This window comes from Novibacillus thermophilus (assembly GCF_002005165.1).
Lineage (GTDB): Bacteria > Bacillota > Bacilli > Thermoactinomycetales > Novibacillaceae > Novibacillus > Novibacillus thermophilus.
In genome coordinates this window covers 1,550,459-1,573,368 of record NZ_CP019699.1, presented here as the reverse complement: position 1 = coordinate 1,573,368, position 22,910 = coordinate 1,550,459, and the positions used below count along the sequence as shown (strand labels likewise).

General features: G+C 40.9%; 22 protein-coding genes and 1 pseudogene. 5 read left to right on the top strand and 18 right to left on the bottom strand.

Translation table 11 applies throughout. The features are described 5' to 3' along the window. Positions 1 to 114 precede the first annotated feature (114 nt). The 7 genes from B0W44_RS07905 to B0W44_RS07875 form a co-directional block, all read right to left on the bottom strand. A complete protein-coding gene (locus B0W44_RS07905) occupies positions 115 to 855 on the bottom strand; it encodes an urease accessory protein UreH domain-containing protein (protein WP_077719592.1) in 741 nt (246 codons plus the stop codon). Positions 856 to 1,073: 218 nt separating this feature from the next. Continuing rightward, on the bottom strand, positions 1,074 to 1,682 hold the full coding sequence (locus tag B0W44_RS07900; RefSeq protein WP_077719591.1) for a class I SAM-dependent methyltransferase: 609 nt from the start codon (positions 1,680 to 1,682) through the stop codon (positions 1,074 to 1,076). 32 nt (positions 1,683 to 1,714) lie between these two features. Then, positions 1,715 to 1,966, bottom strand: coding sequence for a hypothetical protein (locus tag B0W44_RS07895; protein WP_077719590.1), 252 nt, complete (start codon positions 1,964 to 1,966; stop codon positions 1,715 to 1,717). Positions 1,967 to 2,045: 79 nt separating this feature from the next. Then, entirely contained in the window at positions 2,046 to 2,339 is a 294-nt protein-coding gene (locus B0W44_RS07890; RefSeq protein ID WP_149026959.1) for a DUF2933 domain-containing protein, read from the bottom strand. Positions 2,340 to 2,457: 118 nt separating this feature from the next. Further along, complete coding sequence (locus tag B0W44_RS07885; protein ID WP_169835477.1) at positions 2,458 to 2,832, bottom strand: hypothetical protein; 375 nt, start codon at positions 2,830 to 2,832, stop codon at positions 2,458 to 2,460. Between the two features lie 375 nt (positions 2,833 to 3,207). Continuing rightward, on the bottom strand, positions 3,208 to 3,924 hold the full coding sequence (locus B0W44_RS07880; RefSeq protein ID WP_077719587.1) for a cytochrome c biogenesis CcdA family protein: 717 nt from the start codon (positions 3,922 to 3,924) through the stop codon (positions 3,208 to 3,210). Positions 3,925 to 3,945: 21 nt separating this feature from the next. Then, on the bottom strand, positions 3,946 to 4,497 hold the full coding sequence (locus B0W44_RS07875) for a TlpA family protein disulfide reductase (RefSeq protein ID WP_077719586.1): 552 nt from the start codon (positions 4,495 to 4,497) through the stop codon (positions 3,946 to 3,948). Between the two features lie 165 nt (positions 4,498 to 4,662). Between B0W44_RS07875 and B0W44_RS07870 the strand changes: the two genes are divergently transcribed. Further along, complete coding sequence (locus tag B0W44_RS07870; RefSeq protein WP_228441592.1) at positions 4,663 to 6,786, top strand: heavy metal translocating P-type ATPase; 2,124 nt, start codon at positions 4,663 to 4,665, stop codon at positions 6,784 to 6,786. A gap of 45 nt (positions 6,787 to 6,831) precedes the next feature. Here the strand turns inward: B0W44_RS07870 and B0W44_RS07865 are convergent, their stop codons facing one another. The 11 genes and pseudogenes from B0W44_RS07865 to B0W44_RS07815 form a co-directional block, all read right to left on the bottom strand. Further along, positions 6,832 to 7,131, bottom strand: coding sequence for a hypothetical protein (locus tag B0W44_RS07865; protein ID WP_077719584.1), 300 nt, complete (start codon positions 7,129 to 7,131; stop codon positions 6,832 to 6,834). A gap of 16 nt (positions 7,132 to 7,147) precedes the next feature. Continuing rightward, a complete protein-coding gene (locus tag B0W44_RS07860; protein WP_077719583.1) occupies positions 7,148 to 7,798 on the bottom strand; it encodes a sensor histidine kinase in 651 nt (216 codons plus the stop codon). Between the two features lie 39 nt (positions 7,799 to 7,837). Beyond that, entirely contained in the window at positions 7,838 to 9,160 is a 1,323-nt protein-coding gene (locus tag B0W44_RS07855) for an ISL3 family transposase (RefSeq protein WP_077719582.1), read from the bottom strand. A 233-nt stretch (positions 9,161 to 9,393) separates the two neighbouring features. Then, a complete protein-coding gene (gene merA, locus B0W44_RS07850; RefSeq protein WP_077719581.1) occupies positions 9,394 to 11,034 on the bottom strand; it encodes a mercury(II) reductase in 1,641 nt (546 codons plus the stop codon). A 27-nt stretch (positions 11,035 to 11,061) separates the two neighbouring features. Beyond that, a pseudogene (gene merR / locus B0W44_RS07845) lies at positions 11,062 to 11,453 on the bottom strand (Hg(II)-responsive transcriptional regulator). 183 nt (positions 11,454 to 11,636) lie between these two features. After that, entirely contained in the window at positions 11,637 to 12,863 is a 1,227-nt protein-coding gene (locus B0W44_RS07840; RefSeq protein ID WP_077718568.1) for an IS256 family transposase, read from the bottom strand. 408 nt (positions 12,864 to 13,271) lie between these two features. Then, positions 13,272 to 13,913, bottom strand: coding sequence for an NAD(P)/FAD-dependent oxidoreductase (locus tag B0W44_RS07835; RefSeq protein ID WP_077721293.1), 642 nt, complete (start codon positions 13,911 to 13,913; stop codon positions 13,272 to 13,274). Positions 13,914 to 14,015: 102 nt separating this feature from the next. After that, on the bottom strand, positions 14,016 to 14,282 hold the full coding sequence (locus B0W44_RS07830; RefSeq protein ID WP_077719580.1) for a glutaredoxin family protein: 267 nt from the start codon (positions 14,280 to 14,282) through the stop codon (positions 14,016 to 14,018). Between the two features lie 147 nt (positions 14,283 to 14,429). Beyond that, a complete protein-coding gene (locus B0W44_RS07825) occupies positions 14,430 to 16,847 on the bottom strand; it encodes a heavy metal translocating P-type ATPase (protein ID WP_077719579.1) in 2,418 nt (805 codons plus the stop codon). 102 nt (positions 16,848 to 16,949) lie between these two features. Beyond that, on the bottom strand, positions 16,950 to 17,156 hold the full coding sequence (gene copZ, locus B0W44_RS07820) for a copper chaperone CopZ (protein ID WP_077719578.1): 207 nt from the start codon (positions 17,154 to 17,156) through the stop codon (positions 16,950 to 16,952). A gap of 346 nt (positions 17,157 to 17,502) precedes the next feature. Continuing rightward, positions 17,503 to 17,805: a metal-sensing transcriptional repressor gene (locus B0W44_RS07815; RefSeq protein ID WP_077719577.1), complete on the bottom strand. Its 303-nt coding sequence runs from the start codon at positions 17,803 to 17,805 to the stop codon at positions 17,503 to 17,505. A 305-nt stretch (positions 17,806 to 18,110) separates the two neighbouring features. Between B0W44_RS07815 and B0W44_RS07810 the strand changes: the two genes are divergently transcribed. From B0W44_RS07810 to spoIIP, 4 genes are all read left to right on the top strand, one after another. After that, entirely contained in the window at positions 18,111 to 19,487 is a 1,377-nt protein-coding gene (locus B0W44_RS07810) for a sensor histidine kinase (protein ID WP_418304089.1), read from the top strand. Positions 19,488 to 19,490: 3 nt separating this feature from the next. Continuing rightward, positions 19,491 to 20,168: a response regulator transcription factor gene (locus B0W44_RS07805; protein WP_077719576.1), complete on the top strand. Its 678-nt coding sequence runs from the start codon at positions 19,491 to 19,493 to the stop codon at positions 20,166 to 20,168. 28 nt (positions 20,169 to 20,196) lie between these two features. Next, positions 20,197 to 21,105 (top strand): F510_1955 family glycosylhydrolase, encoded by a 909-nt coding sequence (locus tag B0W44_RS07800; RefSeq protein ID WP_077719575.1) that lies wholly within the window; start codon positions 20,197 to 20,199, stop codon positions 21,103 to 21,105. Between the two features lie 436 nt (positions 21,106 to 21,541). Continuing rightward, positions 21,542 to 22,594, top strand: a complete 1,053-nt coding sequence (spoIIP, locus tag B0W44_RS07795) for a stage II sporulation protein P (RefSeq protein WP_228441590.1) — start codon at positions 21,542 to 21,544, stop codon at positions 22,592 to 22,594. Positions 22,595 to 22,910: the final 316 nt, after the last annotated feature.

Here is a 22,910-nt window from a genome sequence, read left to right as displayed (position 1 = left end):
ACTTTCCTCTCCCATGCGGCCTTCCATTTTCAACACTAACAAACAAGTGTGAAGTTTTTATGATGAAACTGTGGCTGATGTTTGAAGGAAACAGATTTCAGTTGCTTCTTCGTACTAAAATGTCCAATACGTTATTGTGTCAAAAACACCGATGACGATTAGGACAGCGCCAATCCCTACCGTCACCCATCTTCCCACCTTTCGTGATTGACGAAGTAACGGCCGGTCCATTCCAGTAACACCGGCTATAAGAACCAACACCACTAGCGGCACGGAGGTCCCGATCGCAAATATCAGGGGCAACACCCATCCGAAGGAAGTACTGATCACCATTGGCAAAAGCCAGGCAAAGAAAAGTGTCGCCATGGTTGGGCAGAACACGAGGGAAAATCCCGCTCCCATCCCGAAGGCTGCTTTCCCTCCCCCGTAACGTTCCGCCCAGTTCTGGATACGCGAAGATAATGATGCGTTTAGCGTTCGAAAGCGCAGCCAGCCGACCAGAACTAAGCCAGTTAGTAAAAGAATAGGCCCAATCAGCTTGCGGGCCCAGACAAAGATGGGGATAAGTTGCTGTTGTAGCTGGGCACCAAGGATCATGGCAATGAGCCCAATACCGAAGTAAACGATCATCTTGCCGCTAATGAATGCCATAAGTTCAACCATAACACTCTTTTTGTACTGAAAACGTTTCGTCGTATATGCTAGTGCCGCTGCATTGCTAGTTAGTTGACAAGGGGCGAGTGAGCCGACAATACCGAGCAATAATGCACCCAATACCGGCCATTCCACCCCAAAAAACAGATTGAAAAACGGCTCGCTTATAATAGCACTCATGCGACTGATCCAGTCATACATTTACTTGAGCCCCCCATTAGTTTTCGTTATTCGCCGCATCTTGTTTTGATCGACTACAAACAACAGGCTGTATTTTTTCATCTATTCCACTTTTATAACACGAACTTGTGAAGAATTTATGGGGAAGCGTTGACAAAATAGGGAACCAGTTGAATCCATAAAAAAAGATCAAGAACCGAAAACGCCCGTTCTTGATCTGCCCGGTTTTTATAGTCTAATCACTGTTTTCCGATATCTTTTTCATTGACCGCTTCTATAACGAGAAAGATTCCTTTATAATGCGGTTCGACAACGGTCGTTTTGAATCCTGCTCGTTGGATTTGCTCTAATGTGTTGCGGTTTAAGTGACAGCCGTCACAAAGGCGTTTCCACACGGGAGTTAACCCGTCCTGCAACCGCCCAAGCAATGGGTGTTCCAAGCGAACATGCTCGAAGAAAAGAACCGGGGCACCTGGTTTACAGACACGACGAATTTCCGCCAATGCCTTGTTCGGATCTGGAACCGTACATAGTACCAACGTTCCCACGGCGGTGTCAAAGAGGTTGTCAGCGAAGGGGAGCGCTTCTGCCTCGGCCCTCCTAACTCTAATCGGAACGTGGGCCTGTTCCGCACGTTGCATCGATTGTTTCACCATGAGTGGTTCTGGGTCGATAGCAGTCACTTGCTCTACTTGTTCGTAATAAGGGAAGTTCAATCCTGTTCCCGAACCGATTTCCAGCACATTTCCCCATGCCTTTTGAAGCAATCTAATGCGAATGTTCCGAATACCCCGCCGTTCCAAAGGTTCCATCAATGCATCATACCATCTGGGGAACCACTTGCCCACTAATACTCAGCTCCATTCGGCTGTTCCTTGGTTCACGAACTCGTGTCATTATTTTGGGATTGCATGAAATTCATGCAAGCATTCATCATTTCTTGTCCTTCCGGGGAATTCATCGCTTCCATCATTTGCCCCATGTTCGCATTGTTCATCATTCCAGATATGCCATTGCCATCCATTATCCCCATGCCACCATTATCGTCTTCTCCGTGAGCAAAGGCAATTTGCCCCACTACCAGCACGATGGCTAAAGCAAATGACATCAACAATGCTGTTTTCTTTTTCATCTTGTCTTACTCCTTTCGATCAAGTTTATTTTAAGCAACTAGAAAGATACTGTTATACATACTCCCTTGCCGTTCCCGATCATGATACGTCCTTTTTAAAGGGAGATCTCATTTTATTCGGAGTGGATTGGGAGACCTTCATCGATTCGACCTCTTGCCTTAGGTGGCGATTCTCTTCTGTTAATGCAGCCATTTGTGTTTGAAGGGTCTCCCATTGCTGTTGGGAAACCTCCCCTTTTGCCGTGAGGGTTTGTTTTTCATCCCCGTTACTGTGATGGTGAGCGTGTCCTTTTTTTCCGCCGTGCATACCTCTCATACAAAACAGCATCATAAGCGGACAAGCCAAAAGGATTAAGAGGGTTAACCATTCCACAAACTGTTTCACCTCGCTTTTGGATGGGATCATCTTATGCCTTTAGTATAGACAAAAATTGTGTTAAAACTGTGAGGAAAAGTTGGAGGTTTTATGAGGTCTCTTGTTCGCTAAATATCTATAATTTTTTTGGCAACAACAGTTGCAAACCCCATCCGGCAACAATTAACGCTAGACCTAACCACTGTTCGGTTGTTAAGCCGGCGACTAAATCATTCGTGCTAAAATCTAAAAATGAACTTAATGTATAAGCCATACCGACCGAAATGAAGACCCAACCAGAGACATGCCCAGGTGTCAACTGCCTCCATCTTCGTAACAGCCAGATAGAAAACGGAACCAACATGACAAGCCGGTAAACATTGAGCGGATGGTAACGGTATTCTCCCCCGTCCCAACCCCACCAAAGCGAGGTTGTCTCCCCGAGATCACGAATGATCACGTTATATCCCACGATAATGAGCAATCCCGCCACTGCAAGTACATCCACCATCTGCCAAACGTGGGGGATTTTCTAAGCTTGTACCATAGCCAAACGATCATAACCAATATTGCCATGACTCCGGATTTAAAGGACCCCGAACTGTATAACAATAAAAACGGGTTTTGAAAGACCCGTCCTAAGTCAAAAACGGCAGGTCCAAACTTGTATACCAGTACATAGATGAGTAGCAACGTCGGAAGCTCGTCACTCACTGTTTTGCCGATTTTCTCCCTTTGCGGTGAAAACCGTTCACTTGCCTTAACTGATAGAAAAGCTAGTAAGACAATGACTAATAGCGATAATGGAAGCAAGAAACTGCCAACGCTAATCACCCGTGGTTCGAACACCGCTTATCCCCTCTTCTGTCTTGAACCGTGACAAAAATTAAAACCCAGTAAACCCTCCGTAGAGACGAATTAACGAGGTGGTGATCCGTGTCATTTGATCTGTGTATAACAGGATTCCCGTCACAATCATCAGGGCGCCACCAATTTTCATCAATTTTGAGGAATACTTTAAGATCCATTTGGTACGCCCGAGGAAAAACGCCATGATAAAAAATGGAATGGCGAAACCGAGAGTGTAAGCCGTAATATAGGCAATTCCTTGTGTGGGGTTAGTAGCAGAGAGCAGCAAAACCGATGTCAGTATCGGCCCCACACACGGTGTCCACCCCGCCGCATAACCAATGCCCACGAGTGTAGAACCTAAATACCCGGTCGGCTTTTTATTAATAGACACTTTCTTTTCACGCATTAAGAAAGCAGGTTTAAAAACACCCATCACAAAAAGCCCCATAGCGATAATTAAAATCCCACCGAGCATGCGGATAATATCTTGGTTGCCGGTAAAGAACTGCCCGATCCAGGATGCCGACAATCCAAGTGCGAAAAAAATGATGGAAAAACCCAAAATAAAAAACAACGTGTGGATCATCGTCAGTTTACGCATGGCAAACGACTGCTTGTTACCCTTTAATTGATTGACTGAAATGCCCGTAATATATGAAATGTATGACGGGTACAACGGAAGACAACAAGGGGAAATGAACGACAAAAACCCCGCACCGAACGCTAACCATAATGTCAGATCTGCTCCCATGAAAACTTCCACCCCTTATGCTTACTTTGTGAGTCGCTTCATCGTGTCTTGAATTTGTTCACGAGACATCGCTCCCTGAACTTTCGATACAATAATGCCATTTTTATCTACGATATATGTTGAAGGAATTGCGACAACTTGGTATTGGCTTGCCGTATCCCCTGTCTCGTCTAGCAAAACTGGAAAGGTGAAGCTGTTACTTTCAATATACTGTGTCATCTCATCCAGATCATCATTAAACGTCAAATCGACCATCAGAAAATTAACCTGATCCCCATACGTATCATATGCCTCTTGTAAATCGGGCATTTCCACTTTACAAGGTGGGCACCAAGAAGCCCAAAAGTTGATTAAAGAAGGCTTCCCATTGTTTTCATATAGCTGAACCGTCTCACCTGATAAAGATTGTAACGTGAAATCAGGGGCAGCAAATCCTTCTTGTGGTTTCACATCGCGGTCAGGTTCAACCACTTTCGCTGTCTGTTGCTGACCCTCCCTTGATTGATTCATGAAGACTGCACCAACGATAAGCAAAATAATCACGATCCCGACCCAAACATTTTTCCCACGCATACCCTCACCCCTCTTGTACAACTATATGGACTGAGTATAGTAAAGATTTATGTAGAAAGTGTGAAGAAATTTGCACATATTTGCGTCCGCTGATGTTGTTTGATAACAATTATAAGTGGGAAAATAATACGATAGGAACACTGATAGACGAAGGAGACGAATTCCGTGGACAATCATCCATCCAACCAACAACACCGAAGCCATCACTCCGGTAGCCACACCCATCACCAAGAAGGGCATCATACGAACCATGCGAATCACGAACAACACCACGAAGACCATCATGATCACAGTGGACACCATCATGGCGATCACGGAGGTCATGGACATGGCGATCATCATGAACACATGATCGCCGACTTTAAAAAGCGGTTTTGGATATCGCTCGTTTTGACAATTCCCATCCTCGCTTTATCACCGATGATTCAATCGTTCCTCGGCGTGGGAAATGCTTGGCGATTCAGCGGAGATTTGTATCTTTTATTCGCTTTATCTACGGTTATCTTCTTTTATGGCGGTTGGCCGTTTTTAAGCGGAATGGCCGATGAGTTGAAAACAAAACAACCCGGCATGATGACTTTGATCGCACTGGCGATTACCGTCGCTTACGGTTACAGCAGCCTTGTTGTCTTTGGCCTGAAAGGGGAAATGTTTTTCTGGGAGCTCGCCACGTTGATTGACATTATGCTGGTAGGACACTGGCTGGAAATGCGCTCGGTCATGGGCGCGTCCCGTGCGCTGGAAGAGCTAGTTGAACTCATGCCAACAGAAGCTCATCTGCTGCAGGATGACGGCATAGTCACGGACGTCCCCATCCAACAACTGCAACAAGGGGATCGGGTTCTAATTAAACCGGGCGAAAAAGTACCGGCAGACGGGACAATCATCAAAGGTCACACGACCATCGATGAATCGATGTTAACCGGCGAATCGACTCCAATCGAAAAGCAACAGGGCGATACCGCCATCGGGGGATCAATTAACGGGGAAGGAGCGCTCACGATTGAGATTGATAAAACCGGTGAAGACAGCTATCTGTCCCAAGTGGTCAGTCTGGTAGAGGAAGCGCAAAAAAGCCGTTCCAAAACCCAGGACTTGTCCAACCGGGCCGGGTTTTGGCTGACCATGGTGGCATTAGTTGGGGGGTTCGGTACACTATTCATCTGGCTGGTACTCGGCTACGATTTTGCGTTTTCCGTGGAACGGATGGTCACGGTCATGGTGATTACCTGCCCCCACGCCCTTGGTTTGGCCGTGCCGCTCGTCGTCTCCACTTCCACCGCCCTCTCGGCCAAAAACGGCCTCCTTATCCGGGATCGGGCTGCTTTCGAACGTGCGCGCAATCTTGAGGCAGTCGTGTTTGACAAAACTGGAACGTTAACGGAAGGACAGTTTGGTGTCACGAATTTGGACATTTTCGGTGACTTTGACGAAGATGAAGTGTTTCAATGGGCAGCGTCGCTGGAAGCTCAATCCGGACATCCCATTGCACAGGGGATTGTGCGTGAGGCCGAGCAACGAAAGACGAAACTACTGGAGGTCGATTCCTTTTCTTCGTTAACCGGCAAGGGGCTGGAAGGAACCGTAGACGGACGGGACATCAAAGTCGTTAGCCCCGGGTATTTGCGCGAACACGATATCCCATTTAATGAGGATACTTTATCTGAACTCTCTGCCGAGGGTAAGACGGTTGTCTTTGTTCTGGTCGGTGAAGAACCCGCCGGAAGCATTGCTCTCGCCGATATCATCCGTGAAGATTCGAAAAGGGCGATTCAGGCGTTAAAGGAACAGGGTGTACAGTGTATGATGCTGACCGGTGACAATAAACAAGTGGCCCAGTGGGTTGCGAAACAGTTGGAACTAGACGATTACTTCGCTGAGGTCCTGCCGGACGGAAAAGCGGAAAAAATCAAGGAAGTTCAACAGCGCGGTCTGATTACCGCCATGGTCGGTGACGGTGTAAACGACGCGCCAGCACTTGCTCAAGCCGACGTCGGCATCGCCATCGGTGCTGGTACGGATGTCGCAGTGGAAACAGCGGACATCGTCCTCGTACGCAACAATCCGAACGATGTATTGTCCATTCTCGAATTAGCCAAATCCACCTACCGCAAAATGATCCAAAACCTGTTTTGGGCAACAGGTTACAACGCTGTTGCCATACCGCTCGCTGCCGGTGTGTTATTCGGTATCGGCATTTTACTTAGCCCTGCACTCGGTGCCGTCCTTATGTCACTGAGTACGATCATTGTCGCGATCAATGCACGGCTTTTGAAGCTGAACAGTTGATATTACAGGGATCTGAAATGGTACCAGATCCCTGTGCATTTTTTCCTATTTTTCTTCCTGCATGATCGTTCTATTGACTTCTTTTCCGCAGTTTGGGCAATAATGCCAGTCCTTTTTTAATGACTGGTCACATCGATCACACGTTCCAAAAGGCCTGTTTAAAGCACGCCAGATCAACAACACTGCTCCAACCACTAATAGACAAACGAATAAGACCGGAATCATATGCATGAGGCCCATCATCCAATCCATCGCGAGCGGAATCGGGGCTTGTACGGACAGAAACAAACATCCCAAACCTACACTTAGGAGGGCAACTGCTAAAACAATCTCACGCTTTGTCATTTTTGATGACCCCCTTCTAATAAGGGTAAATAAATACGAAATACCGTTCCCTTACCTGCATGACTTTGTACATCAATGCTCCCCCGTGAAGTTCCACAAGTTCACGAGAAATAGGTAATCCAAGACCACTGCCCCCAAACTGTCGTGAACGGGATTTTTCCACACGGTAAAACCGCTCCCATATATAAGGCAACTCCTTTCCAGAAATACCGTGACCGTGGTCCTCCACTTCGATGACTGCTTGCCAACCATGACGATACAAGCGGAGTTCAATTCGTTTTTCTCTTCCTGAATAACGAATAGCATTCTCCATTAAATTCATGAGCACTTGAGTCAATCTTCGGGGATCTCCCTTGATTCTCACGTGTTCTAATTCAAGGGAAAGGTGATAGCCTTCCCGTTCAGCATAAGATTGAATCCGGTTTGCCACCTTTTCCAATAAGGATTTGAGGTCCACTTCCTCCAGTTGAAGTTGGACGCGCCCTTCATCCAGTCGGCTAAGAGTCACTAAATCTTCTACTAAATGTTCCAACCGTTCCGCCTCACTCGAAATGATCTCAAATAATTGCTGTTGCTTGAAAGGTTTAACCTTTTTATCCATCAATAGGGAGGCGTAGCCCTTAATGTACGTAATCGGGGTGCGCAGTTCGTGTGATATATCAGACAAGAATTTTTTGGGTATTCGGATTTTATGGTGGAAAAGGGCTTATAAATCACCCTTCTCCAAATTCTTAATAAGTGTGGAAAAATCGACACCAAAGTTGTCTGTAATGTCGTGATCATTCACTTCATACCAATTGAAAGTATCGTATAACATAGCTTTATTGAAAGCACTTGAATTAAATCGTGGCTTACGCTTTTTATGGAGCTTCTCATTGAAAAGGATTTTGGCTCGTAAGGCATCAAACGAGTAACCTCTACCCATTCGCTCTACCTGCCTAATAATGCTGTTAATTGACTCTGTATAAGCGTTAGTGAGCCTTTTATCAAAGTAGTTGAATATTTCGACATGCCAGTTGTCTACGGCTCTCACGAGGTCTTTATATGCGTCTTTAGAGTTACTGGACATACAACGGTGTCTCCATTGACTATAACGAAGACGACCTTCATCTGGATCAGGAGTATCCCATATCCAGTAAAACTCTTCTTTGAGTTCATAGGCTTCTTTTAAAGCAGGAAGATTACCTAACCAAGTATCTAAGAGGAATGATTCACGTTCATTTAGATCGTGTTTACGCTTTAGAAGGATAAACCTTTCACGCATAAGGGTACGTCTTTCTTTTTGGCTCATATTGGCTTTCAAAGACTTTCTGACGTTATCTAAGGCTTGATTAGCCATTCTAACTACATGAAACTTATCTACGACAACTTTAGCGTGTGGAAGGATAGTGTTCACTGCGTCTTTGTAGGGCTTCCACATGTCCATTGTGACGTACTCAATGTAAGTCCTGTCACTGATTTCTGAAAGACGTTGGATGACTGTTTCCTTGTTACGGTTAGGCTTGATGTCATAAATAGTCCTGCGTTCAATATTAGTCAATACAAGCCGAGGTCTACGGATAATATGTATCTCGTCTATCCCAAGCCACTTAGGAGTTTCAAACTGGTATTCACGTTCTTTGAGTGCCACATAGTCCTTAAAAACGTTCCTAATGGTTTTCTCGTCAACACCAACGCTTTCTGCGACTTCTACAAAGGTCTTAGACATGGATTGCTCTTGAATGGACTTTAAAAGCCTTTTGGTCATACTACGCTTTTCATCTACAGATATTAGGCGTTCCCAGAAGGTAGATCCGCATTCACGACACTTGTATCGTCTACGGTTCAATTGTAAACCCACTCGCTTTAAACGAATGGGCAAATCCATAATTAGTTGATTTCTTGAACCGTGTTTGTACAACTTGTCAAAACCACATTCAGGACAACGTTCAGGTGGTCCGACTGCTTCAACTTTAAACATCATATCGGTTTCATTTTCTTGTGGTGGTTCTATTGTTTTAATGTCTGGTAGGGATAATAAGTCTGACATATTGTTCATCCTTTATTACTCTGCGGTGTTAAGGTATCAATTATAGATTTGATGTCGAAATCATCAGTGTTAAATTATTTTTGTGACCACAAATGCACTTAGAAAATCCCTTAAAGCATTTATATAATCGCAAAATAGTGTATGAAATTTTTTGTAGACTTTGCTAAACTACTGCACACTTTAGTAAAGTATTAGCTGGTTCACTTGAATAGGGAGTTGTAAAAAAAGTTCCCTTAGCCTGCACAACAAGATAATTTCGAAACATCTTTATCGAACGTAAGTGCAGCTAATTTTAGCCCTTCAGCCATTGTTAAATATGGTGCTAGGGTTTCTGTTAAATCTTCTATCGTTAAGCCAAATTTAACAGCTAATGATGCTGCATAGATGACATCTCCTGCATTCTCAGATACAATATGAACCCCTAATACTTTTAGTGTTTCTGCATCTGCTACTAGTTTAAATACACCGGTTGTTTCACGGTTTACAATTGCTCTTGGAACAGCATCTAAAGGTAATACAGATGTCTTCACATCATACCCTTTCTCTTTTGCTTGTTCTTCTGTTAAACCAACCGTTGCAACCGTTGGATTCGTAAACGTAACAGCAGGAACTACCGATAAATCTATTTTTTTGTTTAACCCACCTATAGCATTATCAGTAATAATTCCACCTTCATAGGCAGCTACATATACAAATTGCGGTCCTAAAGTCACATCTCCTGCTGCATAAATCTTTTCATTACTTGTTTGACCAAAATCATTGATCAGGATTTCATTATTTTTTCCAGTTTCAACACCTGCTGCACTTAAATTTAACGAATCCGTATTTGGTTTTCTTCCAGTGGCAACAAGTAACTGATCTGATTCAATGACTTCTCTACTGCCATTTACTGTTACGTAAACCTTTTTTATCTCTCCACTTTGTTCAACACGCTCAAAAGTTGCCCCTTTGACAAGGTTTATACCCTGTTCAATTAACGCTTTTTCAACTGACTCTGAAATCTCAGGGTCATACTCCTTTAAAAGTCGCTCACTTCTTTGCATAAGCGTTATTTCTGAACCTAAATGATGAAATAGTTGTCCAAGCTCCATTCCAATGTATCCTGAACCAATTACAGTTAATCGTTTTGGTATTTTCTTTAACTCAAGAAGTGTTGTACTAGTTAAATAGTCCATTTTTTCAAGTCCTGAAATTTGGGGCAACGAAGGCGATGCACCTGTTGCAATTAAAAAGCGTTTTGCAGATAACTTTGCCCCATTGACCTCAACCGTACTAGCATCAACGAATTTTGCTTCACCTTTAATTAAATCAAAATTATATTCATCAATTAAATCCATATATTTTTGATTCCGAAGTTCGCTCACCAATTTATCCTTTTGCGTGATTAAACTAGCTAAATCCACTTCTCCAGCGGATGTTTGTAAACCTATAAACGGATTGTCTTTTGATAAATAATTAATTTCCCCTGCCCTAAGAAGAGTTTTTGACGGAACACAGCCAATATTCACACAGGTTCCCCCAACCGTTCCACGCTCAATCATTCCAACTTTTGCACCGTATTCTATAGCTTTAATTGCCGAAGAAAAGGCAGCAGCACCAGAACCAATAATAAGAAGGTCATAATTGTCTTCATTAATTAACGCCACGTTTTCTAGTGAAGATACTTCTTCAATTTCTCCGGCTTGGTAATTTGCTTCACCAATCGCCTTTATTGCACTTTCAACCTCAATATTATCGGGCAGCTCAAATACTGCTTCACCACGACGAAAACTAGACTCAATATTTTTAGCACCTATCTTTTCAAGTGCTGATTCTACGTGTTTTTCACAACCCGTACAAGTCATTCCTTGAATGTTTACCTTAAATTTATTCATAAAAAAGCTCCTTTCTTAATTAATCTCTCATGTTAACGTTTCTATTATTGGACACGAATGTAATTGCTTTTCATCTGGACATCGTTGTTTTAAGTCGTCTAACATAGTTTCAATTCGTTTTAAATCCTCTATTTGTGTTTGCACTTCCTTTTGTTTTTAGAAACAAATTCGAACATATCTTGACAACGAACTTCATCTTTATCTACAACACCAAGTAATTTATAAATCTCGCTTAAAGAAAAACCAAGTTCCTGTATTCGTTTAATAAACCCAACACGCTTAACGTCATCATATGAATATATCCGATAACCAGCTTCCGTTCGGTGAGGTTCTTGTAATAAATTTTTTCGCTCGTAATATCTGATCGTTTCTTTATTAACTCGACATTTATCTGCAAACTCACTAATGCGATAAATCATCTTATTTCACCCCATGAATATTATAAACCGTGTACCATAGTACACGGTCAAGTAAATTCGACTATTTTATTTTTTTCCCAACGTATCACTCGTATGTGATTGATACTTTTATATAATACTATTGATTATCCTAAGATCAAGTCCAAAATTGTGTGTAAAAAGCTCCTCGGTTAGATAAGCTGCCTACATGATGCGTGTCACCTTACTATGTGTTTTTGCTGAATGGCTTTTGCGCCAGGTGAAGTAATCTTCCATATCGAGGTATTTCCGACCACTGGCCCACTTCTCATCCTGTTCCATGAGTAAGGCCCCCAACAGACGAATCACCGATTGGCGGTTGGGAAAAATGCGAATCACACGTTCCCGTCTGCGGATTTCTTCGTTCAACCGCTCGACGCTGTTGGTGGTACGCAGTCGCTTACGGTACTTCTCAGGGAAAGCCAAAACGGCGGTGGCATCATCAAACCCGTTTTCCAAAATACGCATGGCTTTAGGCGCTTTCTCTTCAAAGACTTTCAGCGTTTCGTTCAAAAGCATTCTGGCTGTTTCGATATCCGCTGCATCCAGGATGCCACGGACATGGCGATGAACTTCGTCTCTCAGCGCTTTTGGTGTGGCATCCAGAATATTACGCATCAAATGGGTTTGACAGCGTTGCCAGGTGACCCCTTGGAAATGGTGACGAATGGCACGGACTAAACCGCCATGGTCATCAGAGGTGATCAAATCGACACCACCAAGACCACGTTGTTTTAACCAACTGAAAAATTCGCTCCAGCTGGCTTCCGATTCCGTGTCACCGGTCATGATCCCCAAGACTTCCCGGTAACCGTCTGTGTTGACACCGATTCCTATCATCACTCCTCTGGACCGTACCCGGCCATCCTCACGGACTTTGAGGTACAAGGCATCCACCAGCACAAACGGGAACCGGCGGTCTGAAAGCGGACGATAATTCCAAGCCTCCACAATAGGATCAAGCCTTTTGCACAGGTCTGAAACGGTGGACTTGGAAAAATGAGTGCCGCAAAGCTCTTCGGTAATCTGAGTCACTTTACGTGTGGAAACCCCATTCACGACCATTTCCATCAAAGCCAACACCAAAGCTTGCTCGCTCCGTTGGTAACGGGCAAACAGTTCAGTGGAGAACTGACCGTTTCGAATCCGTGGAACACGTAACGTAATGGTCCCCACCCGAGTGGTTAATTGATGAGGATAGGATCCATTGCGATAGCCTTGACGGGAATCCGTGCGTTCATAGCGTTCAGCTGCCAGCTGTTCGGTCACCTGCGCTTGGAGAATTTGGTTTAATACCGATTCCAGTAATTTCGCTACACCAGCGTCTTTTGAATGTCCTAAAAAAAGTTGCTGCAAAAGTTCTTGATCTACGGTAATCTGGTATTGAGCCATTTCAAAATTCTCCTCTCCAGAATGGTATTTCCGACAACTCCATTCTAACCGAGGATTTTGAAATTGGCTCCTTTATTTTTAAGGAATCCATTTTACACAATTATTTTACACAATTATAAGGACTTAACTATGGAAAGGGTTGCCTACATTAATATTGTATCTGGGATATTATAAAATTTCGTACGGAAGATGTACGCAAAATGTTCAATAAATAAAGTTTATGAATGAAAGGGTCGAAGTTAAGAGAAATAATTATAAAACTAAGCCTTTACCTTTAATTGTTTTCTAACGGAGAATGCCCTAGGTGTGAAATTAATCGCATTAAATTGGCACTATATAAGGAAGGGTCGGTTAAAAAAACCGGTCTCAAATCTTGTGATTTGAAACCGAGAGTATAATATTATACTTTTACAAAAGCTTTTGTCCGGTTGCTTGATTTTTTATGTTATCTAGACCATATCGATTAATAAACTTAAAGAATGGTTCTCTCTTTTTGCCGTGTTCAGAATAGATATCAATAATTTTTTCGATAACCTCATAGAGTTTTTTAGGTAGCAGTTGCTCCATCAATAAGATACCTGTTTGGGCGTCCATACCTTTTGCCTTTCCCCCAACATATAAATTATATCCGTTTCTTACCTTCATGACACCGATATCATTAACCATAGGTTCACCACAGCCAATCGGACATCCGGTATATGCTGGCCGAAGTGTAAAGGGAACTGGTTTTCCTGCAATTCGTTTGTTTAATTCAATGGCAACCGGCATCCCTTCTTGTTCGGCCCCTTTACAAAAATTGCAGGTTCTTAGACTTTTTACGAAATTCCCCACGGGGTAACAGGATAAACCCACCTCTTGAAATTTTTCTTTAACTTGTTCTACTTTACTTTCGGGTACCTCAATGTAAAGTTGCTGGAACGTTGTTAACTCCAGCTCATCACTTTCATTCATGTATTCAGCAATCACAGTCAATTGTTTGGCATTTAATTTGGCACCGAACGATATTCCTCCACTAATAGCGAGTTTTACCATTTTGTCTTTTTGGTTCATTCTAATTCTCACATCCATTCCCCAGTGTACTAAAAAGCATTTGAAAACGACCATGTACTGCTACTCACTATATAGAATGCAGGTAATGTCAGCCGTTAATATTTAACAATTTTTTATTTCATCTACATTCCATTCAAATCCAATAATTACTTTTGGTTTTTTACTCAACCTAAGGATTGATTTATTTTTAAAAACAAACGCCGGGACAATCCTTGTACCTGAAATCTGTATTAATTCTTCTTCCTTAGACGGTTGTTTTGTTAAATCATAGTCAATATAAGATATGTTATTCCTAGCAAGAAACTCTTTTCCTGCTTGACAGTCTGAGCAAGTAGGACGGGTATAGATCACTAATTGATATTTTTTCATTAATAACCACCTTCCCGACTAAAGTAAATGAACAGCCATGCAGTAACCTACATGGCCTTCCTTCTTCCTCTTGATCATTAGCTTTTTGGGGAATATATTTATCCATTTTTGGTTTTATAAATATCTAAATGTGCATCCTCTCTAGATTTAAGCCTTTAACTTAATCCTTTGTAGTCTTAGTGCGTTAAGAACTACGGATACCGAACTGAACGCCATCGCAGCACCTGCAACCCATGGGGCTAATAAGCCAATTGCTGCAATCGGAATTCCGATCGTATTGTAAATAAAAGCAAAGAACAGATTCTGTTTAATATTCCGCATTGTTTTCCGGCTCATAATCATCGCATCCGCAACACTATTTAAGTCTCCCCGCATCAGTGTAATGTCAGCTGCTTCTATAGCGATGTCTGTTCCAGTCCCAACTGCCATACCGATATTCGCCATCGCAAGGGCAGGTGCATCGTTGATCCCATCTCCGACCATCGCTACTTTCTTGCCCTGTTCCTGAAGCTTTTTAATTTCTTCGCTTTTCTGTTCAGGTATAACTTCCGCAATCACTTTAGATACATTGACTTGTCGAGCAATCGCTTCTGCAGTTCGTTGGTTATCACCAGTTAGCATGATAACTTCTAGGCCCAAATCCAGCATTCTAGAAATCGCTTCTTTAGACGTCTCCTTCACTGTGTCGGCTACTGCGACAATACCCGCAAGTTTGTTATCCACAGCTATCAGCATCGCCGTTTTTCCGTCGCCCTCTAGTTTTTCCATCGATGCTTCAGAATCTAAGATCGAGATATTATGCTTTCTCATCAATTTTCTTGTTCCTACTAACACGTCCTGGGTGTTTACTTTAGCCCTAATTCCATAGCCCGGCAACGCTTCAAAGTCAGTTGTTTCAAGGAGGGTAATCCCTTTTTCTTTTACGCCATTAACGATTGCCTGAGCTAATGGATGCTCGGATTGATTTTCAGCTGTTCCAATCAATTGGAGTACTTCTTCTTCCTTAAAGCCGTCAGTCACAAAAATATCAGTCAATGTAGGTTCACCTTTTGTAACAGTTCCTGTTTTATCTAAAACAACAGTATCGATTGACTGTGTATTCTCCAAATGTTCTCCGCCCTTAAAAAGAAGTCCCATTTCAGCAGCTCTGCCCGAACCTGCCATAATCGAAGTCGGTGTAGCTAAACCGAGTGCACATGGGCACGCAATCACCAAAATGGAAATTGTGGGAATGAGAGCTGAACGGAAATCTCCTGGTGAAACGAAGAAATACCAAATAAAGAATGTTACTACTGCAATTGCAACTACTATCGGTACAAAAACTCCAGAAATCTTATCAGCCAAACGCTGGATATCCGCCTTCGAACCTTGAGCTTCCTCAACAACTTTTACAATTTGCGCCAACGCAGAGTCTTTCCCTACTTTTGTGGCTTTTATTGTTAAAGATCCATTCTTATTGATCGTAGCGCCAATCACCGCATCGCCAACGACTTTATCAACCGGGATACTTTCACCAGTAATCATCGATTCATCGATTGCGGAGCGCCCTTCCATGATTTCACCGTCCACTGGGATCTTTTCACCTGGTCTGACTAAGATTGTATCCCCTGTAACGACTTCCTCAACAGGAATTTCTTTTTCAACACCTTCTCTTAGAACTCGGGCTGTTTTAGCTTGCAAACCAAGTAGCTTTTGGATAGCCTGACTCGTCTTTCCTTTCGCACGTACTTCAAACAACTTGCCAAGTACAATGAGCGTGATAATTACAGCAGCAGCCTCAAAATACAGTTCGGGATGTCCTATACTACCTGCATTCATCCATTCAAATGTTAGATAGAGGCTGTAGAAATAGGCAGCACTCGTTCCAAGGGCAACCAATACATCCATGTTTGCACTTTTATTACGAAGTGAATTATAGGCTCCTTTATAAAATGATGCACCGACGATAAATTGAACTGGTGTTGCAAGCGCGAGCTGTACCCAAGGATTCATCAGAATTTCGGGCATATAGATAAAGGACAGGAATTCAAAATGCGCAACCATCGTCCATAACAATGGGAACGTTAAGATGGCCGAGAAAATAAACTTCCTATATTGCTTTTTTATTTCTTGTTCTTTATGATCTATCTTTTCTTTACCATCTTGCTTTGGAATCAAGTCATATCCCAATTTTTTAACAGCAGTAATCATATCTGATGTTTGAACTTGTTTTTCGTCATATTCAACCGCAATCGTTTCTAAAGCAAAGTTGACGTTCGCTTTAGTTACACCATCCATCTTACTAATTCTTTTTTCAATCTTCGTCGCACAAGCAGCACACGTCATACCGGATATATCGAACTCTACCTTGTCATTCACAACTTTATATCCTAATGACTCAACTTTTTCTTTAAATTTCTTTACATCTGTTTTTCCGGGATCATATGTTATTTTCGTTCTTTCGAGTGCTAAATTCACATTTGCCTCTTCGACCCCTTCGATTTTTTTCAACCCTTTTTCGATTTTGGTCGCACATGCTGCGCAGGTCATTCCGGAAATTTGCAGGGTTACTTCCTTTTGGCTCATGTTTATCACTCCAAACTCACATACTGTAGTGGGGTATTTTTATTTCAAAAAATAAATCGTGCTAAACAATTGCACGATTTATTTTTTTGATTTCTTATTCGGTTATGCTACATCGTATCCCTGATCTTCAATAACATCTTTTATATCCTTCAGGCTTACTTCATCTGAATTAAATGTAACATCAACTTTTCCTTCCTCAAGATTTACCTTAACAGATTGAACGCCGTTTATTTGACCTACATTTTGTTCAATGGAATTCACGCAATGCCCACAAGACATTCCTTGTACATTTAGTGTTATATGTTGCATAAATAAGTTCCTCCTAAAAATATTTTTCAAATTTCTATATTTAAATTACCTTGGTAGGGTAAAAGGTTAAACCCTTTAGTAAAGATAGTAACCTTTATCTGTTTGGTGTGAAATGGAATATTGAAGCTTCATAAAGTTTCTCTCGTTATCATATTTTTTATTCCCTTTATATGACCTCTGTACGTATATGTCTGATGCAAGGTATAATTCATAATCCCTTCATCCATTCCCCCTCCATTTCATTAGGAATTAACTACCAATAACAACTTTCAATATTAATTTACCATACCCCTGTTAGGTATGTCAATAACAAAAAAATATAGCGCCAGTTTTACTGGCTTTAAATCTATGACTTAGAAAACCTTTTAAATACCTCCATCAGTTCTTGAATGGCCTCTTCCCCATTCCCATCCTTTATCGCATCAGTTACACAGTGCTGTGTATGCTTTTCCAATAAATGAATTCCTACTTTATTTAATGCAGCAGTGATTGCAGAAATTTGAGTAAGAATATCAACACAATATCGGTCGTTTTCGATCATGCCTTGAATACCACGAACTTGGCCTTCGATCCGTTTTAAACGATTAATTAATTGTTCTTTTTCATTTGTTGACCTGTGTGTGACCTTTATTTCCTCAGGTATGTGCATGTAAATATCACCTTCATTACTTTGCTTTAATTTTATTATACGTAACCGGGGTTCTAAGAATGCATAACAGTTACAAAGCTTATTAAAGAATTCATCAGTCTGTTTGACATAGTGCAATTATTAAATCTTCATGAAACACTTTATTTATCATTCTTTACATTTAAGTTACCATACCCCTGTGTAGTATACAAATGTTTTTTTTAGAATATGTTATGCTAATTTCTACATATTAGAATTGAGTACCAACAATCTTCTTTTTTTCTGCATAAATTCTCGATATCTCATTTGTAAAATATCTAAAGGTGGTGTCGTGTTTGAGGAAAATATCTATAAAAATTGGCCTGCTCTTTTTTTGTTTAATTTTTACGATGGAAGTGTGCTTATTTTTCCTGTTGCACCAAAAAATTGCTCACACAAGAATAGATGAGGAATTGTCCGCATTGGTCACCAGAGGAAATAATCACCGTGATGTTTTGGAAACATACTACAATGCAGAGACAATCCAACATATCGCCTTAATGGAGGTAAAATCGGACACGGAGGTAGTGATCACAAACTATCAAGGGGAGATTATCATTTCCTCGACAGACATAACGAATGAAATCCGTCGGTTAATAAATACAGATAAAAAGGAAATCCACCGAAACGGGCAAGTAATTGAAAATGATTGGAAATCTAAGCCATATATTGCATCCGTTACACCTTTTGAAACAGGGTTAGATACCGGCTATGTTTATATGTTTAAAGACACAAGTCAAGTAAAACAATTAATTAAACAGCTAAATAGACACTTTCTTATTGCAGGAATCGCCACTGCCATTGTTACAGCCATTATTATTCTAATTCTTTCAAGAATTGTCGCAAGGCCTCTGATTAAAATGAAGGAAGCCACAAAGAAGCTAAGTAAAGGGAATTTTTCCATTCAGTTAGAAAATAAAAGCAATGACGAGTTAGGGGAACTTTCAGACTCCATTCAACGGCTTGCAAACGAACTAAATCATCTCAAAACCGAACGGAATGAGTTTTTAGCTAGTATATCCCATGAACTAAGAACACCCTTAACCTATATCCAGGGATATGCGGATGTTGCTAAAAGAGATCATCTTAGCGTCTCAGACCGAGTCAATTACTTAAACATCATCATCGAAGAAGCAACAAAGTTAACCACGTTAGTAACTGAATTAATGAATCTTGCCCAGTTGGATAACAATACCTTTACTATTCACAAAGAATGGTTTCCAATATGTGACTCTTTGAAAAAGATTTCAAAAACAATAATGCCTTCTTTCCAGGAAGCCGGTATTAAATTAGTTTTTATTTGTCCTAAGAACTATAAAATTTCAGCAGATCCGATCCGCTTTGAGCAAATCTTATTGAACTTGTTAGATAATGCCCGAAAATATTCCCCACGAGGAACTGTTACTACCGTAGAAGTTGAACAAGAAAACTCAGACTTAAGGATTTTTATCCGTGATAGTGGAAAAGGCATTCCAAGTAAAGATCTTCCATTTATTTTTGAACGGTTTTATCGAGTTGATAAATCCCGCTCAAGGGACTTAGGTGGTACCGGACTGGGGTTAGCTATTGTGAAAGAGTTAATCAAAGCCCATCACTGGGAGATTGAAGTTTCCAGTGAGGTGAATAAAGGTACTACTATTACGATAATAGCCCGAGGTGAGTAGACCATGCGAAAAATTTTAATTGTAGATGACGAAGAACGGATGCGGAACCTGATTTCACTTTATTTATCTCCAGCCGGGTTTGACTGTGTTCCTGTCTCTTCAGGTGCCGAGGCTTTAGAATACCTATCGAAAAAGTCATGCGAATTGGTCATTCTTGATGTGATGATGCCTGACTTGGACGGTTGGGAAACATGTAGGAAGATCAGGGAATTCTCTGATGTCCCAATCATTATGCTGACAGCCAGGACAGATAAAACCGATGTAGTTAAAGGGTTAAGTACAGGGGCAGACGATTATATTACAAAGCCCTTTGATTCGGGTGAGCTTCTTGCCCGGATAGAAGCCGTTTTTAGACGAACAAAAATGAATGAAGATACAACGCTTAACTTCAATGGCCTTAGTTGGAATCCGGATTCTTACTCTTTAAGCTATACCGATAAACCCATTCAAGTAACTCCAAAAGAGTTTTCTCTTATTGGCTTATTATTAAAATATCCGAACCGTGTATTCACAAGGGAGCAGCTTCTCACCATCATTTGGGGTCTTGAAGCGGGAACGGAGGACAGAACGATCGATTCCCATATCCGTAACATCCGGGACAAATTAAGAAATGCAGGTTTTCCTATTGACGACCACCTTATAACCGTTTGGGGTGTAGGGTATAAATGGGAAAACGAATAACATGTTGTAAAATCTAGGAGGAAATACTATGAAATTAACAAAACTAATCGTGCTTGCAATGACATCATTGATTCTTATTGCCGGCTGCTCACAACAAAAAAAAGAATTCACTTACGAAAAGACAAATAAAACCGTAGACCATATCCATGGTCTTGGGATTAAAGATAGCAATTTGTATATCGCTACTCATACCGGACTTATGAAACATGAGGGCAAAAACTGGTATGCGACATCTGCAAACAACCATGATTATATGGGCTTCAGCATGACGAAAGAGGGCTTTTACTCAAGTGGTCATCCAATAGAAGGTTCAAATTTAAAAAATCCCCTTGGGCTGATCAAAAGTACCGATAACGGCAAGACGCTAGATAAACTTGCTTTTTATGGTGAATCCGATTTTCATTACTTAACTGCCGGATTCGACTCCAACGCCATCTATGTCATTAATCAAGAACCAAATTCGGAGCTTAAAACCGGAATGTATTACACATTGGATGAAGGAAAAACATGGGAATCCAGCAAATTTTCTGGGATAGAATCCGACTCTATCGGCAACATTTCCGCTCATCCCAAAAAGGATGAAATAATTGCAGTTTCTACTAAGGATGGACTCTACCTTTCAAAAGATTACGGAAACAATTTTGAACTTATCACAGATCCTTTCATGGTACCTGCTGTATTAATGCTTGATGATAGCATAATTTACTCCACCTTAGATGACAAAGGCGTTCACCTGTTTAGCCAAACCTTGAACGATGGAACTGCGACCGAGATATCTATTCCAGATGTTTCAGCAAATAATCCTATTTTGTTTGTTACAGCAAACCATGAAAACCCCGAACAAATAGCAATCATCACTTATGCCAATGATATATTTATCACTAAAGATAAAGGTGAAAACTGGACAAAGATTGCCAAGGAAGGAAAACTACAATAAACCAATATAAAAACCAACAATTGGCCCTCTAACGCTAGGGGGCTTTTTGTATCTCTTTATATTCTTACAAACAAAATTGTAAACGGGAAGAAGCCATCGGAAAATGAACGGGGTTGGATAGAGACCATTCTGGTAGCGCCGGGTAAAAAATAAAAACGATTGCCACTTTAAAAAAGATGGATTGTTCATGTACCACTGAACACGAAGACAATGGCATGATGGGGCAATTTAGGGTTAATTAGAATAACGACTTCAATAAAGTTAATTTAAAAAGTGTATAGATTTCAGTTAGATGGATTCTATCTACCAATTCAATAAAATTAGTCTATCTCCCCTGATTCATTCATATCTTTTATGTAACTATGAGTAATCAGGGGGTTTTCTATTGTTTAGATCTAGCAACCCAACCATGTCTTTGTTTAAACTATTCGTCCGCATGACTCTGATAACTATACTTACATTTTTTGTTGCTGTCTCTTTCTCATTCAATTCTATCTTTTCATCCACCTCCGTAAAATCATTACTAAAAGAAGTTAATATACAAAGCATTTTAGTTCAAATGATTAGATCGGAAGTCCATGCCCTACCTGCTATAGATAATTTACCTTCCATTACCGAACTTTCATTGGACCTTTTATTAAATATTAAACCAAAGGATGTAAGAACATACTTAGGCAATGAAATTCCGGGCTTATCACTTTATCATACGGAAATTGCAGTAGCGGGACAAGGAACAAATATTACAAATCTGCCTATAGAATCCCCACCCCCGATTGAGTTTATAGAAGAAATCGATGATTACGAAGAAGAATACGATAAACCAACCCCAAAAACTAATAATAAAAATATGGCTGTGTATATTTATCATTCCCATAGTTGGGAAGCCTTTAAGCCCTTGTTACAGGATCAAAAGAGTGCTAATTCAAGCTCAAGTATGAATGAAAAAGCAAATGTAATTACAGTAGGAGATAAATTAAAGCAAGACTTAGAGGATAAGGGAATCGGTGTAGTGCATTCAAAACAGAATGTAACGAAGGCATTAAAATCCCGAAATTGGAACTACAATCAATCATATATTCTCTCAAGAGAGACTGTCCAAGAGGCAATGACTAGTAATAATAACCTTAAGTTCCTAATTGATATACACAGGGATTCCCAGCCTAAAAACATAACAACTATTACTATTAATCAAAAGAAATATGCTAGATTATTTTTCGTTGTGGGAAAGGAACACAAAAATTTTGAAAAGAATCTTGAATTTGCCAAAAAATTGAACTCCGAACTCGAGAAAAAATATCCTGGTATAAGCAGAGGAGTTTTCATTAAAGGGAAAAGCGAAGGTAATGGAGTATATAACCAGGATCTAACTGAACGAGCTTTGCTTCTAGAATTTGGTGGAGTGGATAATGATCTCACGGAGTTATATAATTCCATTGAAGCCTTTGCAGATATATTTAGTGGTTACTATTGGGGAAACTCTGAAATCTAATTAACACCACTAGCAAAGAAATACAGATAAAACCTTTTAAAAATTAGGCTTTATATAAATTAATTCAAGTAAGAACACCAAAAATATCCCATACAGATCCTGATCCGGTTTTGCTTAGCAAGGCAAATTGATTGAGGAAGCATTACCTAATATCTAAATGTATTCTAAATTAAAACTACATGTGAATGTGAACAAGCTTTACCAAATGTATTACAGCCCTCCTTCTTCGGAATCCGCAACGTAAAAAATCGGATACTCAATGCTTCGGAGTTGTTCTCTAAGCTAAATTTTAAAAACAGCCAGTGTAGGTTACGAT